Source organism: Tepidibacillus sp. HK-1, assembly GCF_001748485.2.
Lineage (GTDB): Bacteria > Bacillota > Bacilli > Tepidibacillales > Tepidibacillaceae > Tepidibacillus_B > Tepidibacillus_B infernus.
Genome location: NZ_BDGM02000013.1, coordinates 43,394 through 57,618, shown reverse-complemented (window position 1 = coordinate 57,618; position 14,225 = coordinate 43,394). Strand labels below are relative to the sequence as shown.

Sequence of the window (14,225 nt, the reverse complement as noted above, 5' to 3'; positions counted from 1 at the left end):
TGTTCACCAAGTTAATTAAGATTTTTCCCGATTTGATTAAAAATCGACTCGGTAAATTCTACTAAATGTGATAACATCCATGGTCCAAAAATAACAATTGCTAGCAAAACAGCAATAATCTTAGGGATAAATGCTAGAGTTTGTTCCTGGATTTGGGTCGTTGCTTGAAAGATACTTACAATCAAACCAACTAATAATCCTAAGCCTAACATTGGTGCACTAACAATCAAAATCGTATACACAGATCGTTCAAATAGATGAATAATAAAATTTTGCGACATCTTTAAACAACACTCCTAATGGAAGCTTTCTAGTAACGATTTAACCACTAAGTACCAACCATCGACCAAAATAAACAAAAGAATCTTAAATGGAAGTGAAATCATAACAGGAGGTAGCATCATCATTCCCATTGCCATCAATGTACTAGCAACAACCATATCTATAATTAGAAAAGGTATAAAAATCATAAAGCCCATTTGAAACGCAGTCTTCAACTCACTGATTGCAAAGGCGGGTACAAGAACTCTTAACGGCATTTCATCTATATTTTTTGGTTTTTGCATCTTAGAATAATTTAAAAACAGCAATAGATCCTTTTCCCTTGTTTCTTTGATCATAAAGTGTTTAAATGGTTTAGCCGCCTCATTGAAAGCAACCTCTTGGCTAATTTTCCCATCTAGATAAGGTTGTAATGCATTCTGGTTTACCTCGTTTAATGTTGGACCCATGATAAACAGGGTAATAAATAAGGCTAAACCAATGATGACTTGGTTAGGTGGCATCTGCTGAGTTGCTAAAGCATTTCTTACAAATGACAAAACAATAACAATTCTAGTAAAACTAGTCATTAAAATTAAAATGGCTGGTGCTAGAGATAGAACCGTTAATAGAATGAGAATCTGTAACGTCGTGGCCACGTTTTCAGGATGATCTGAAGTGTTTATGTTAAAATCCAAACCGGGAATGACCACGTCACTAGCAGCATGTGCCTCAATAGGAAGTAAGATCAGCAATAATACACCTATTAGAATACGAATTTGTTGTTTATTCATGTTGATCCCTTTTCTCTACTTTTTCATCATGTTTTTCAAGCCACTGATTAAAGGTTTCTCTTCTGCGCTCTTTTAATTGATTCAGTTTTTCACTCAATACATGTTCAAATTGGTTCATATTATCTATTCCTTGTCTTTGTTTAGAAATTTGATTTCTCACATATTTAAGTATAGGAATCTGATCAATTGATTTTATTAGACGATGTGTTTGCTCAGATTCAACCTGTATAGATTGTTTAATAGAATTCAATTCTTCTTCTGTTTCAAGTATATGAATCAATTGAACCTCTTGACCAACCCCTAAAAGATAAACTTTATTACCTATTTCCACAATCTGTAGTGATTTATTCTGCCCAAGTGGGACTCCCCCCAAGTGTTTAAAAGCACTTTTCCTTGCCATTCCGTTTTTTTTAGCTAATAATCGGAAGACAATGTACATTAGACCTAAGATGACACCAAGAGAAAATATAAATTGTAAGACTAAAGTAAAAGAGATCATATTCAACTTCCTAACTTAATGCCTTTGTTATTGCCTCTATAACGCGATCAGCCTGAAATGGTTTAACAATAAAATCCTTTGCCCCTGCCTGTATTGCATCAATTACCATTGCTTGTTGTCCCATAGCTGAGCACATAATTATTTTTGCATTCGGGTCAGATTTCTTAATTTCTTTTAAGGCGGTTATTCCATCCATTTCAGGCATAGTAATATCCATAGTAACTAAATCAGGTGAAGTCTCTTTGTATTTCTCTACAGCTTGTAAACCATCACTTGCCTCACCAACAATTTCATATCCATTTTTCGTTAAGATTTCCTTAATCATCATTCTCATAAATGCTGCATCATCAACAATTAAAATTCTTTTTCCCATCTATACTTTCTCCTCTCTATTTCTTTAATGGCTCCTATTGTAATTTTTGAATTCGATCATATTGGCTAATTATATCAGTGACCCTAACACCAAAGTTTTCATCGATAACCACTACCTCACCTTTTGCAATGAGTTTATTGTTAGCAAAAATATCTACTGGTTCACCTGCTAATTTATCCAATTCTATAATAGAACCTTGTGCAAGCTCCAAAATATCTTTTATCAACTTTTTAGTTCGACCTAATTCAACAGTAATTTGTAGGGGAATATCCATCAAAAGGTTTAAATTAGGCTCTTGATGTGAGGACAACTGTTGAAATTGAAAATCTGAAAATTGAGCAGGTTGAACATTTACATTAGCTGCTTGTTGATGGTAATTCGCAGAAGATCCCAAATGATTATATGTTTTAGGTGCTACAGAACCATGAGTTTGCTGTGAAAAATTTATTGGTGGTACTTCTGTAACCATTGGATCTGGTGTTTTAACAGAATGATCATTGCTTTCCTTCCTAGTATTTGGTTTATTTTCAACTTTTTCTGGTTGATAGGTTCCCATTAGCATGCCTATCATATTTTTTGCAAAATTTACCGTTGTTAATTGCATGATATTTGAATCAATAAGCTCTCCTATTTTTAAACGAAAAGAAACTTTCACAAGGACATCTTCTTTTGGAATACTATTTTCCCCTTGCCCTTGCTCTAAATCTAAAATATCAACTCCTGGTGGAGAAATATCCACAGTCATGTTAAAAACAGTGGACATTGAAGTTGCAGCTGATCCCATCATTTGATTCATTGCCTCTTGAACAGCACTAATGTCCATTTCGGTCAATTCCTCATTTAAAAGTTCCTTACCAGAACCTCCTAACATAAGGTCTGCAATAATTTTTGCATCGATCGATTTTATGACTAAAAGGTTGAGTCCCTGAAACCCCTCAGTATATTCAACATGAATTGCAACATGTGGAGATGGAAACTCATTTGTTAAATTATCTTTATGGACGACAGAAACGTTTGGTGTAGTAATCTCTACTTTTTGACCTAATAATGTAGATAAAGCTGTTGAAGCACTCCCAAAGGAAATATTGCCTATCTCCCCTAATGCATCCTGTTCAATTGGTGAAAAATATTGATTTATATCTAAAACTTCATTTCCCTGATCAATTTGACTTTGGCGTAATAAGGCATCAATTTCATCTTGGGACAACATATCTCTACTCATCCATGTTCACTCCTTCCTCTACCAAATTGATGATTTGAACAGCCAGTTTTCCCTTTGTTAAACCTGGTTGCACATAATATTTTGGTGTTTCTCCAACAAATGCCTTTAGCGGTTCAGAAACCTGTTTATCCAATTGTATAACGTCTCCAACCTTTAGCTGAATTAAGTCAGAAACTCGAATCATTGAAGTACCTAACTCAATTTTGATCGGAAGACTTGCATATTGAATTCTTTTCTTAAGATTGTCATAATCTGCTGATTCAACTTTTTTTTGTCCTGCAAACCAATGATGAGCAGATAATTTATGCATAACAGGTTCTAAAACCACATGGGGGAGACATAGGTTGATCATCCCCGTTGTATCACCTATTTTTGTACTTAAGGAGATCACCGCCACAGTTTCATTTGGTGAAACAATCTGCATAAATTGGGGGTTCATCTCCATCACTTCTAGTTTGGGTTTTAGATCTATAATATTTTTCCAAGCTTCTTTAAAGTTATCTAGTACACGAATAAACATTTTTTCCATGATCATTGATTCAATTTCTGTCAAATTCGCAATTTTATTTGGAGCATTACCAGAGCCTCCCAAAAGTCGATCAAGCATTGCATAGGTAATGTTTGGATTGACTTCTAAGACCATTCTTCCTTCTAAAGGTTGAGCCTCAAAAATATTTAATATGGTCATTTTAGGGATGGAACGAATGAATTCATCATATGGCAATTGGTCTACAGATACAACAGTAATTTGAACAAATGTTCTTAGTTGAGCTGAAAAATAGGTTGTCAATAAACGGGCAAAATTTTCATGTAGTCTAGTCAAACTTCGAATTTGATCTTTAGAAAACCGTAAAGCTCGTTTAAAATCATAGACTTTAACCTTCTTTATTTCCTCTTCCTTTTTTAGTTCTTCTGCATTCATTTCTCCAGATGAAAGAGCGGCTAATAACGCATCTATTTCACTTTGGGATAGAATTTCACTCATTCTTTATCACCCCCTGACTTTAATATGGAAGAATTATGATTGAAGAAAAATTTGGGTAATATCAATACTAATCACTTTTCCATCTAGTAAAATTTTATTCAATCTTACCATGAGATCAGACTTAAATTGATTTATCTTCTCTTCAGTTGCAAAAGAATCTGAAGTTAAGTTTTTTAGCAATAAATTGATTCGATCTTTGATTTGAAACATTCTTTTTTCAGCTTCAACCTTTGCTTTTTCATTATCTGTTTGTAACGTCATTTCAAGAACGATAATGGTAGAATCCCCTAAATTGGTATTGATCTTCGGTACATTTACAGTTAATGGAACAATATCATCTATAGTTGGGACTTCAACAATACCACTAGCTGAGGTCTTTACATCTCTAAACGTATATTGATAAAGAAAGAAAGCAACTAGACTTAATAGTGTTATGGAGATGATTATAATTAATGCCATATTAAATAATTTATTTTTAAACATTTTAACCCTCCCAACGATCCACTTTATTCTTACTTATACGTTATCATATGAGTTCTTCTGATAAAATCCTCGAATCGTTGAATAATTTCTTCGACGGATTGGGAAACGATCAACTTTTTACCAGTGGTTAAGGTTATGATCGTATCGGGTGTTCTTTCTACTGACTCGATTAATAAAGCATTGATCACAAATTCAGAACCATCTAGACGGTTAACAATGATCATATATTTTAACCCCTTCGCAAATTTTTACCTAAGAGGATTCCTATGTATGGTAGTAAGCTGGGGAGATTTACTCCCCAGTTACAATTGATAAAACGATGACTCTATAAATCTTCTAATCTACTAACGCTTTAAATTAACTAATTCCTGTAAGATTTCATCAGAAGTTGTAATAATTCTTGAGTTTGCCTGAAAACCCCTCTGAGCAACTATCATTTCAGTGAATTCAGAGGTCAAGTCGACATTAGACATTTCAAGTTGTCCAGAAACAATACTTCCCGTTCCCTGATCTGGATCTTGTGGAGTAATCACCTCTATTTCTCCATCAGGGTTAGCATTTAATGTCATTTTATACATCGTATTACCAACTTTTTCCAAACCAGCTGGATTTTGTACCTTAACTAAACCTATTGTAGCAATTGGATCCGGTTCGATCGTACCATCAGCGTTTGTCACATAGATACCACCATTAGAACCAATCTCAAATGCCTGAACACCTTCTAAGCTAATTGGATCCCCACCTTCACCCAAAACCAAATATCCTTGAGATGTAACAAGATTACCAGCAGCATCCTTTGTAAAATTTCCAGCCCGAGTTAAATAAATATTTTCGTCATCTCCATTTTGTTTAACCGCAAAAAAACCGTCTCCATCAATTGCTAAATCAGTTGGTACGTTTGTTGTCATAAAACTACCCTGTGTATGAATGGTATCAATTGCTGAAATACTTGCTCCCAAACCAACTTGTTTAGGATTTACACCACCCCTTACACCTAATTCAGGTGCAGTAATACCAGACATTTTCTGACTTAAAATATCTTGGAATAATACTCTTCCAGCCTTAAAACCTGGTGTGTTAACGTTCGCGATATTATTTCCAATTACATCTAGTTTCGTCTGAAATCCTCTCATTCCTGAAATACCTGAGTATAATGCTCGTAACATTCTTTTTCCTCCTTTAGTTCACCGTATCTATCTTTCAACGGCGTGAAGGCCTCCCACTATGGGTCCAGCCCTTATAAAATAATTGCACTATCAATATTCGTAAAAATATGCTCCTTCATTGAAGTCTGATCAATCGTTGTCACTACAACACGATTAGGGATATTTACTATAAAGGCTAGGTCTTGTAAAAGAATTAATGAATCTTTTGCTCCCTTTTGCGCTGCTTTTTGAACCGCTTCATTTAGTTGATCGATAGATTTTATATCTAATTGTATCCCTCTGCTTGTCAGTCTTTGTTGCGCATGCGCACTAAATTTTACACCTTGGTTAGCTTGATCTAGTTTATCACTCAGAATGGTATTAAAATTTGTGATATTATGCTTTTTTGATACCGTTTTTGTTGTTTGAAGGGGATATTTAGGAAAATAGGATTGTCCAATGTTAAAAGATTGACTCATTTCACCCCCTCCTATTCTATTTTGACTAAGTCAGAGATCAATAATTCTTGTCCATCAATATTGACATAATGCTGGTTTTCCTTAAAAAGAATACTTTGTATTGAGCCAAAGGTCTCGTTTCCATTTTGGTCTAACCAAAACCCTTTCTTTCCAATCAAATTAGAATAACTCGCAATCAATTGATAGTTATTAAGCGACGGATCCTTAAGATTAGCAAATTCTTGAGCCATTGTAGTCTGTATCTCAAGAACTTTCTCTGTTGTTTTATTCAGATTCGCGATTTGTTCTAATGTGCTAAATTGTGCCATTTGTGCAATGAATTCACGATCTTGCAATGGCTGTAAAGGATCTTGATTTTTTAGCTGGGTAACAAATATCTTAAGAAAGTCGTCTTTTCCTAAAATACTTTGTTCTGAAAGGGCACTCTGAGAATTTACATTACTTGCCGTTGAAGTGCTCTCAGTTACGTTCAACTGTTCTTCCCCCTTTTATACGGTATAATCGATTCCAGTTATCTCAGAATCTACCCCCAAAAACTCTTCAACTTCAATCGAATAAGATTTAGTATAGCTATTCATCCTTCTCTGTTTCGATTGTTGATATGAAGAATGTTGTTGGGAAAAGTTAAAATGATTTCCCAATTCACCACCTGCACCATAAGCGGATGAATGAGAAGCAACCTGTATTTCAACCCGTCCAACCTGATAACCTTGTTGAATAAAGGATTGCTTTAGTTGCTGGATTTGACCTTCTAATAATTCCTTACTTAAGCCTGATTCCACCAAAAATTGTGCAGAAATCTGACCTTGATTATGGGAGATCTTTACAACCATTTGGCCAAGTTCTTCTGGATGCAATTGGATTTTGGTTTCAGAAATACCATTGGGCAATTTAACATTTCGAATTAAAATTTTTCCTAACTCAGAGCTGAAGTTTTGGTCTTGTTGTAAATGTTCAACAGGCAGTTGATTTGTGACTTTCGTTTCTTTCCCCAAATTCACAGATTGATAGCTTTGTACATGTTTAAGTTCTAAGCTTTGAATAGGCTTTTCTTCATCCTTTATCCCATTCAAATTAGATGAAGATTCTAGTGAGGAAGAAATTGGTGAAATTGACCCTAATCTAGTTACTTTGACGGCCTTACTTTTTTCTTCAGAATTTAAAACTTTACCTGTTTCAGGGGTATCATCCTTGCGATTATTCCCCATCTTATCAACACCTATTTCATTTGCAAATTTAGGAAATAAGCTTTTGTTCTCACTAAGGATCTCTTTTATTTTTTGTAAAAGGAGCTTGAATTGCTCATTTTGTTCTAATTGATTTACTATATTTAATGGCATTTCTGTATCTTTCATTTTGATCTTAGAAAGAACGGCTTCTAATTCATGAGTATTAAAAGATTCTTGTAAAATACGAGAAAACAGTTGTTGCTGCTGATTAGGTAATTTTTGGAGAACTTCTACCAATTCTGGAGTAGGTTTTTTTATCGTTTTTAAAGTCTCCAAAATCTGACTTAATTCTAGATTTACTTCTTCTGACTTAACATCTCCTGTGAAAGTAAGAAGATTAAACGTCAAAATAGGAATAGAACCATTTGCAAAACCAGATAAAGCTGGATTTTCTAACAGCCCTTTTGCTTTTACTTGCTCTTCCAAAAGAGATTGATCAGCTACCTGATCAGTTTTCAATGTTGACATAAGTAAATCGTCAGAAAAGACTTGTTCTCCTTGAACTTGCTGGAACCCATGCAGTAGCATTGCAAAGATAGAGGTCTCTTGTTGTTTTTCCCTTTTATTCGTTTCTTTAACTGGTATTGTTTGATTCTCTTGTATATTTGTAATTTGAGCAGCCTCCATTTAGTTCACCTCCTTTCTAAGATAATGATTCAATTTAATTTAATTTACTAAACCAATAGATAATTTTGCCGCAATATTTGGTTCCATTTCATTTAAGATTTTTGACCTTGATAAAGGATCCATAACACGGAGAATTGCTCTAGCTTTATTTGAATTTTGATTAGAAATAGAAATTATTGTCTGAGCCGCTTTGTCTGGACTCATGTTCGAAAGGGTAGATGCAAGCTGTTGATATTCGACTTAATCCTTTTTCAATTGATCAAGTTCTTGAGTTAATTGATTCACCCTCTCTTGTAAAGCAAGGATATCTAAGTCTTTTGAATAAGCCTGATCTTTTAAAAGAATAGATAGATCAGCTGCTTTATCTGGATTCATCTTCTCTAAGATTTGACTTTTTGCATCTAAATTCATTTGTGCTAGAATTAAAACCGCTTCACTATTACTTAGATTTGAAATAATATTCGCTGCACTCTTCGGACTCATATTTGTATAGATTTTTGCTAAATTAGCAATATCTTGTTCCCTAGATTGATCAGAAAATTTTTTTTCATCTACCTGCTTTGTTAGATCAACAATTTGTCGATTCAACTTCTGTATTTCAACGTCTTTAGTTGTAATACTTTGTTCTAATTGTTGTATGGAGTTATTTTTTTCGGATAGTGATGCCTTTAATTCCTTGATTTGTGTTTCAAGTTCAGGATTCTTATTATTCACTTTTTGATCCTGTGTTGGTATGTTTGATTCACTAGGGACTAATTTTTCTATATATGGTACTCGATTTAAAGCACTATAAATTTTTTCTTTTACATCGTAATCTAAAGCCCACAGTAAAATGCCAGTTAAGATAGCAATGAACAAGACTGGTAAGATCACAATATAAAAAAACCATTCCAACTTACCATAACTTTGCTGTTCAGCTGGTTCCATTTTCGTACCCCTTTCTACACATAAGTACGTTGGGTTACCAATTCATCAAGCTCTTTTTGTTCTAAACGATTATTTTCGATAACGAACTCTTGCCATTTTTTTTCACGCAAATTAGTCCAAATCTTTTCATCTATTTTTAATTCCTGTAGCTTTTTTTGTTTAATAGATAATTCTTCTTCTACTTTTTTTACATTTTGTTTTTTTTGTTCAATCAAGACTTCTAAATAACTTAAATAATCCTGGGACTGATGAATTTGATTGATTAAAATACCTTGCCTTTGATGAAGTATAATTTCCTCCTGCAGCTTATTTTTTTGGTTCATAAGTTCTGTCAAACGATCTTTTTCTTCGAGTAAATGATGTAAAATTTTTGTATAATTCCATTCCTCTTGCTCTCTCTTTTTTTCTTTCATATCTAAAATCTTTTGAAGATGAAATTCAAATTTCCTCATACCATAATCTCCTTAAATGTATGGATTAAGTCCTTTACTGAATCCTCAAATATTGCTTTTTCATCAACACCCTGCTTCGTAAAGTTTTCAATCATTGGGTATAGGTCAATCGCCTGATCTATCAAAGGATTCGAACCTTTTTGATAAGCCCCTATGTTGATTAAATCTTCAGCATCTCTATATACAGCTAATAGTCTTTTTAGTTTTTCAGCAGCTTCATTCTGTTCTACATCCACAATATCTTTCATTAAGCGACTTATACTACTTAAAAGGTCAATTGCAGGAAAATGGCCTTTATGTGCCAATTTTCTATCCAAGACAATATGCCCATCTAAGATTCCCCTGACAGCATCAGCAATAGGTTCATTCATATCATCTGAATCTACTAATACCGTATACAACGCTGTTATTGTTCCATATTGATTTGTACCTGTTCGTTCAAGTAACTTTGGTAGTAGTGCAAAAACAGAAGGTGTATATCCCTTTGTAGCTGGAGGTTCACCTATTGCTAATCCAACTTCGCGTTGAGCCATGGCAAAACGTGTGATAGAGTCCATCATTAAATTGACATTTAAACCTTTATCGCGAAAGTATTCTGCTATACTAGTCGCGATCATTGCACCCTTGATTCTTACTAATGCGGGTTGATCTGAAGTGGCTACTATAATGACTGACTTTTTAAGCCCTTCTTCACCTAGATCTCTCTCAATAAAGTCCCTAACCTCTCTTCCCCGCTCACCGATTAATCCTATCACATTTACATCAGCAGAGGTGTTTCGTGCGATCATTCCAAGTAATGTACTTTTTCCAACACCACTTCCAGCAAAAATACCTATTCTTTGCCCCTTCCCTACGGTAAGAAGTGCATCAATTGCTCTTATACCCAAACTGATGGGTTCAGTTATTCTAGGTCTTGTCAATGGGTTTGGAGGAAGCTGATTTGTTGAGTATAATCCGAGTCCAGGTGGTAGGGGTCTTTGATCAAGAGGCTCACCTAAACCATTTAAAATTCTCCCAAGTAAAGGAAGCCCAACTTTAACCTTTAAAGGATAACCTGTATTGATTACATCGCATCCAGGACCGATTGACCCTAGTTCTCCCAATGGCATTAACAATACTCGATTATTTTTAAACCCAACGACCTCCGCTTTAACCGATTGATTTCTATCAATAGGGTAAATAAAACAAACATCACCAATTTTACATTCAGGTCCATGAGATTCAATCGTTAAGCCAATCACTTGTGTTACTCTACCGTACATTCTTATTGGATTTGAGTGAATGACAGCATCTTTTAAACTTTCAACATCAATTCCTGAAGTCATTCCATTCGCCTACCTATTACATCCATCAGTACTTGTTTAATCTCTTCTAATTGGGTATCGATTCTTGCATCCAATGTACCTGATGAATTTCGAATCACACATCCCCCATGATCGATTGTAGGGTCGGGGAAAATCAATAATTCAACTTGTCCATGAAGTTCTAAAAGCAGTTCATCTCTAGCATTATGTAAATACGCAAAATGATTGGGACTTACATTGATCGTTATTTTTTCTAATTCTTTAGTTTGCTTCAAAGCTTCTTTCGTAATGGCTTTTATAATATCTGGATTCATTTCAATTTCTTTAAGTATAATTTTTTGAGCGATTGAAACACTTAAATCAACAAGTATGGGTTCAGCTTCACTAATAATTTGTTCTTTTAATTGATAGGCTTCCTTGAGTATTTTTTGCGCTTGATCAAATAGAGAGAGATATTGTTCTTGCATTTTTGCTTCTGCATTTTTTAAACCCTCTTCATAACCACTCTGAAACCCATCTTTTTTTACTATTTCAATAAGATTAGCATCTTCTTGTCTTTTATATTCCCACCAATCTTCAATTTCTCTTTTAGCTTGTCCCTTCATTTCTTCAATTTGGATCTTTGTTTGGTAGAGCATTCTTTCTGCCATTTCCTCGGCATCCTTTAATATCTGATCCACCTTCGTCATTTGTTCATCGTTTTTAGATTCTTCTTGTTCTACCTCTAAATCTAGTGAAGGAACCATGTTCGAGATTTTTTGAATATGGTTTATCACTTTTTTCTGATCTGTTTTATATTGAATCGATTTATATATTCTAGACAATAATATCATCGCCTCCACCACGTGCAATGATGACTTCGCCAGCTTCTTCTAAACGGCGAATGGTTGCAACAATTCTTGTTTGTGCTTCTTCAACATCCTTTAATCGAACAGGCCCCATAAATTCCATTTCTTCTTTGAATGTCTCTACCATTCGCTTCGACATATTACGAAATACTGCATCTCTAACCTCTTCACTTGCCACTTTTAAGGCCAATTGTAAATCGGCATTTTCTACATCCCTAATCACTCTTTGAATAGAACGATTATCCAAATTAACGATATCTTCAAATACAAACATTCTTTTCTTAATTTCTTCCGCTAATTCTGGATGTTCGATTTCAAGTGAATCTAAGATCGTTCTTTCTGTACCACGATCTACACCATTTAATATTTGAACAATACTCTCAATACCCCCAGCACTTGTATAATCTTGTTGTACTGTTGCTGATAGTTTTTGTTCTAGAACTCGTTCTACCTGACTAATCACCTCAGGAGAAGTAGCATCCATTGTAGCAATTCTTCTTGCTACATCTGCTTGCCGATCTTGAGGCAATGCGGATAAGATCATGGCAGCTTGTTCCGCTTGCAAATATGATAAAACTAATGCAATAGTTTGCGAATGTTCATTTTGGATGAAATTAAGAATTTGGTTTGGATCAGATTTTCTAGCAAAATCAAAAGGGCGAACTTGTAATGATGCAGTCAGACGGTTAATGACATCGATTGCCTTTTGTTGCCCTAATGCTTTTTCTAAAATATCTTTAGCATACTCAATTCCACCTTGGGTAATGTAATCTTGGGCAATAGCAAGTTGATGAAACTCGTGCATCACTTTTTCTTTTTCTGTTGTTTCAACTTTACGCATATTCGCAATTTCAAGGGTAAGTTGTTCAATTTCATCTTCACGTAAATATTTAAAAATTTGAGCTGATACTTCAGGCCCTAGAGATATCAATAGAATTGCTGCTTTTTGTTTACCGGTTAATTCTTGTAATTTCACTATTCGATCCCCCTTACTCCTTTGATAACCAAGCTCGTACTAATTTTGTAAATTCTTCCGGTTTTTGTTTGGCTAATTTTTGTATTTCTTGAAGAAGTGCTGCTTCCTCAGTCAACACTGGGGTAAAATCAAATTCTGGAGGATTTACTTCAGTTGATACAAGTTCTTCTTCATCTTCGCGCTTTTTACGCCTACGTCTTGCGACAGTATAGCTAACTCCACCAATAGCTAATACAGATAATCCAATTGCACCATAAAATAGGAGGGGATTCATCGACCCGCCATTATTGTTCACTAATGGTGACTGACTTTGGAAGGTATGAGCTACAACTGCTATTTTTTGATCGATTGCTGTTTGATTTAAAGAATTATCAGATTGATTACCAATGGCAGCCAAAACAATTGGTTTAATTAAATCTCTAATCGCTTGTTTGGTTTGTGCAGCTTGTGAATTCGGATCTGTGTCGTCTTTTAAATCAACAACTACATTGATACTTAAATCTTCTAATCGATAAGGACTGCTGACAATTTCCTTGGTTATTTCATTCACATCGTAATTTATTCTTTCTTCAAGATGTTCGGAACTACCGGCATTACTATCTCCTGATTGATAGGTAGGAACTTGTGTATTCCCTGTTCCAGCTATTCCACCTGGTGTACTTCCTTGCCCAGTGAAAGAATCTTGTATTTTTTCAACACTACGTTCAATTCCTCTACCGTCTATAACAGGTTCTTTAAGGTTTTGAACCGTTTTTTCTTGATCAAAATTCATTTTTGCAAAAACGGTAACAATTACTTTATCTTGTCCAAGAACCGTACCTAACATTCTTTCTAAATCTTTCTTAAGATCTTGTTGAAACTTTAATTGGATTTGTCTCTGTTGATCATATGAATTTAGATTTATTGACCCTTGGTCATTTGTTATGTATTCCAATGTTTCCCCATACTGGTCTACTACAGTAATATTTTCCACAGGAAGATTAGGAACGCTTAAAGATATTAATTTATACATGCTTTTAATCTGATTTGGACTTAATTGCTCACTTGGATCAACGTCTACTACGACAGAGGCAGTTGACTTATCCTGATCCTCACTGTAGAAAACTTTTTCCTCTGGTACTGTAATCATCACTTGTGCATCTTTTATACCTTTTATTCCGTTAACGATTAGATCACGCAATTCCTGTTCTATTGCTCCTCGTTCCAGAACTTTAAATTGAGAATCAGTCATTCCAAAAGAAGAATTATCCCAAAATTTAGAATAAATATTTCCACTTCCCAAAACATCCTCCTGTGCCAAGGTGACCTTCACTTTTGACACTTGGGCTTCAGGTACAAGAATGCTTGTCCCACCAGCACTTAATTGGTAAGGAACTCCCATCTCATCTAATTTTTTGACAATTGTCCCTGCTTGTTTTTCATTCAAATCTCTAAATGCTAATTCATATTGTGTTCTAGTAGCTAAAATCGTATAAATAGTTAAAGAACTCAGTAATAGAATCGCTGTAGAAATGAGCATGATTTTTCTTTTTTTCTCTAATGGTTGCCAGAAATTTAGAAATCTAGTTTTATATTTCATCAAAAAATCATTCACAATGTGATCTCTCCTCACCTACCAAGG

Annotated in this window: 18 protein-coding genes; all 18 read right to left on the bottom strand. The window is 34.6% G+C overall.

Annotated features, from left to right (window positions below; genetic code table 11):
* Nucleotides 1-11 precede the first annotated feature (11 nt).
* Complete coding sequence (gene fliQ, locus BEN26_RS08280; protein WP_068723860.1) at nucleotides 12-281, bottom strand: flagellar biosynthesis protein FliQ; 270 nt, start codon at nucleotides 279-281, stop codon at nucleotides 12-14.
* A gap of 15 nt (nucleotides 282-296) precedes the next feature.
* Complete coding sequence (gene fliP / locus BEN26_RS08275; RefSeq protein ID WP_069798712.1) at nucleotides 297-1,055, bottom strand: flagellar type III secretion system pore protein FliP; 759 nt, start codon at nucleotides 1,053-1,055, stop codon at nucleotides 297-299.
* Nucleotides 1,048-1,554 carry a flagellar biosynthetic protein FliO gene (locus BEN26_RS08270; protein ID WP_068723855.1) on the bottom strand — a complete coding sequence of 169 codons (507 nt, stop codon included), beginning with the start codon at nucleotides 1,552-1,554 and terminating at the stop codon, nucleotides 1,048-1,050. Before BEN26_RS08270 ends, fliP begins: the two co-directional genes overlap by 8 nt.
* Nucleotides 1,555-1,564: 10 nt before the next feature.
* Nucleotides 1,565-1,927, bottom strand: a complete 363-nt coding sequence (locus BEN26_RS08265) for a response regulator (RefSeq protein ID WP_068723853.1) — start codon at nucleotides 1,925-1,927, stop codon at nucleotides 1,565-1,567.
* 34 nt (nucleotides 1,928-1,961) lie between these two features.
* Nucleotides 1,962-3,149 (bottom strand): flagellar motor switch phosphatase FliY, encoded by a 1,188-nt coding sequence (gene fliY / locus BEN26_RS08260; protein WP_069798714.1) that lies wholly within the window; start codon nucleotides 3,147-3,149, stop codon nucleotides 1,962-1,964.
* On the bottom strand, nucleotides 3,142-4,134 hold the full coding sequence (fliM, locus tag BEN26_RS08255; protein WP_068723848.1) for a flagellar motor switch protein FliM: 993 nt from the start codon (nucleotides 4,132-4,134) through the stop codon (nucleotides 3,142-3,144). Before fliM ends, fliY begins: the two co-directional genes overlap by 8 nt.
* 33 nt (nucleotides 4,135-4,167) lie before the next feature.
* Entirely contained in the window at nucleotides 4,168-4,617 is a 450-nt protein-coding gene (locus tag BEN26_RS08250; protein ID WP_069798716.1) for a flagellar basal body-associated FliL family protein, read from the bottom strand.
* Between the two features lie 29 nt (nucleotides 4,618-4,646).
* Nucleotides 4,647-4,841, bottom strand: coding sequence for a flagellar FlbD family protein (locus tag BEN26_RS08245; RefSeq protein WP_068723844.1), 195 nt, complete (start codon nucleotides 4,839-4,841; stop codon nucleotides 4,647-4,649).
* 120 nt (nucleotides 4,842-4,961) lie between these two features.
* Nucleotides 4,962-5,783, bottom strand: coding sequence for a flagellar basal body rod protein FlgG (gene flgG, locus BEN26_RS08240; RefSeq protein WP_068723841.1), 822 nt, complete (start codon nucleotides 5,781-5,783; stop codon nucleotides 4,962-4,964).
* Nucleotides 5,784-5,854: 71 nt separating this feature from the next.
* Nucleotides 5,855-6,241 carry a TIGR02530 family flagellar biosynthesis protein gene (locus BEN26_RS08235; protein WP_068723839.1) on the bottom strand — a complete coding sequence of 129 codons (387 nt, stop codon included), beginning with the start codon at nucleotides 6,239-6,241 and terminating at the stop codon, nucleotides 5,855-5,857.
* Between the two features lie 11 nt (nucleotides 6,242-6,252).
* A complete protein-coding gene (locus BEN26_RS08230; RefSeq protein WP_068723837.1) occupies nucleotides 6,253-6,714 on the bottom strand; it encodes a flagellar hook capping FlgD N-terminal domain-containing protein in 462 nt (153 codons plus the stop codon).
* Between the two features lie 15 nt (nucleotides 6,715-6,729).
* A complete protein-coding gene (locus tag BEN26_RS08225) occupies nucleotides 6,730-8,097 on the bottom strand; it encodes a flagellar hook-length control protein FliK (RefSeq protein ID WP_069798718.1) in 1,368 nt (455 codons plus the stop codon).
* Nucleotides 8,098-8,337: 240 nt separating this feature from the next.
* Nucleotides 8,338-9,024 (bottom strand): MotE family protein, encoded by a 687-nt coding sequence (locus BEN26_RS08220; RefSeq protein WP_069798720.1) that lies wholly within the window; start codon nucleotides 9,022-9,024, stop codon nucleotides 8,338-8,340.
* A 14-nt stretch (nucleotides 9,025-9,038) separates the two neighbouring features.
* On the bottom strand, nucleotides 9,039-9,476 hold the full coding sequence (gene fliJ / locus BEN26_RS08215) for a flagellar export protein FliJ (RefSeq protein WP_069798722.1): 438 nt from the start codon (nucleotides 9,474-9,476) through the stop codon (nucleotides 9,039-9,041).
* The gene (fliI, locus tag BEN26_RS08210) at nucleotides 9,473-10,801 is read right to left on the bottom strand and encodes a flagellar protein export ATPase FliI (protein ID WP_069798724.1); all 1,329 of its coding nucleotides are present in this window, start codon (nucleotides 10,799-10,801) and stop codon (nucleotides 9,473-9,475) included. Before fliI ends, fliJ begins: the two co-directional genes overlap by 4 nt.
* Nucleotides 10,798-11,604 (bottom strand): FliH/SctL family protein, encoded by an 807-nt coding sequence (locus tag BEN26_RS08205; protein ID WP_069798790.1) that lies wholly within the window; start codon nucleotides 11,602-11,604, stop codon nucleotides 10,798-10,800. The genes fliI and BEN26_RS08205 overlap by 4 nt, the downstream gene beginning before the upstream one ends.
* Entirely contained in the window at nucleotides 11,597-12,607 is a 1,011-nt protein-coding gene (fliG, locus tag BEN26_RS08200) for a flagellar motor switch protein FliG (protein ID WP_068723823.1), read from the bottom strand. The genes BEN26_RS08205 and fliG overlap by 8 nt, the downstream gene beginning before the upstream one ends.
* 10 nt (nucleotides 12,608-12,617) lie before the next feature.
* Entirely contained in the window at nucleotides 12,618-14,198 is a 1,581-nt protein-coding gene (gene fliF / locus BEN26_RS08195) for a flagellar basal-body MS-ring/collar protein FliF (RefSeq protein WP_069798726.1), read from the bottom strand.
* Between the last annotated feature and the right edge of the window lie 27 nt (nucleotides 14,199-14,225).

Excerpts from the sequence above, each read along its gene's own strand:
- fliJ (WP_069798722.1), bottom strand. The coding sequence starts at position 9,476 with ATGAGGAAATTTGAATTTCATCTTCAAAAGATTTTAGATATGAAAGAA.
- flgG (WP_068723841.1), bottom strand. The coding sequence starts at position 5,783 with ATGTTACGAGCATTATACTCAGGTATTTCAGGAATGAGAGGATTTCAG.
- BEN26_RS08270 (WP_068723855.1), bottom strand. The coding sequence starts at position 1,554 with ATGATCTCTTTTACTTTAGTCTTACAATTTATATTTTCTCTTGGTGTC.
- BEN26_RS08245 (WP_068723844.1), bottom strand. The coding sequence starts at position 4,841 with ATGATCATTGTTAACCGTCTAGATGGTTCTGAATTTGTGATCAATGCT.
- BEN26_RS08265 (WP_068723853.1), bottom strand. The coding sequence starts at position 1,927 with ATGGGAAAAAGAATTTTAATTGTTGATGATGCAGCATTTATGAGAATG.
- fliY (WP_069798714.1), bottom strand. The coding sequence starts at position 3,149 with ATGAGTAGAGATATGTTGTCCCAAGATGAAATTGATGCCTTATTACGC.
- BEN26_RS08225 (WP_069798718.1), bottom strand. The coding sequence starts at position 8,097 with ATGGAGGCTGCTCAAATTACAAATATACAAGAGAATCAAACAATACCA.
- fliM (WP_068723848.1), bottom strand. The coding sequence starts at position 4,134 with ATGAGTGAAATTCTATCCCAAAGTGAAATAGATGCGTTATTAGCCGCT.
- fliI (WP_069798724.1), bottom strand. The coding sequence starts at position 10,801 with ATGACTTCAGGAATTGATGTTGAAAGTTTAAAAGATGCTGTCATTCAC.
- fliP (WP_069798712.1), bottom strand. The coding sequence starts at position 1,055 with ATGAATAAACAACAAATTCGTATTCTAATAGGTGTATTATTGCTGATC.
- fliQ (WP_068723860.1), bottom strand. The coding sequence starts at position 281 with ATGTCGCAAAATTTTATTATTCATCTATTTGAACGATCTGTGTATACG.
- BEN26_RS08220 (WP_069798720.1), bottom strand. The coding sequence starts at position 9,024 with ATGGAACCAGCTGAACAGCAAAGTTATGGTAAGTTGGAATGGTTTTTT.
- BEN26_RS08235 (WP_068723839.1), bottom strand. The coding sequence starts at position 6,241 with ATGAGTCAATCTTTTAACATTGGACAATCCTATTTTCCTAAATATCCC.
- BEN26_RS08250 (WP_069798716.1), bottom strand. The coding sequence starts at position 4,617 with ATGTTTAAAAATAAATTATTTAATATGGCATTAATTATAATCATCTCC.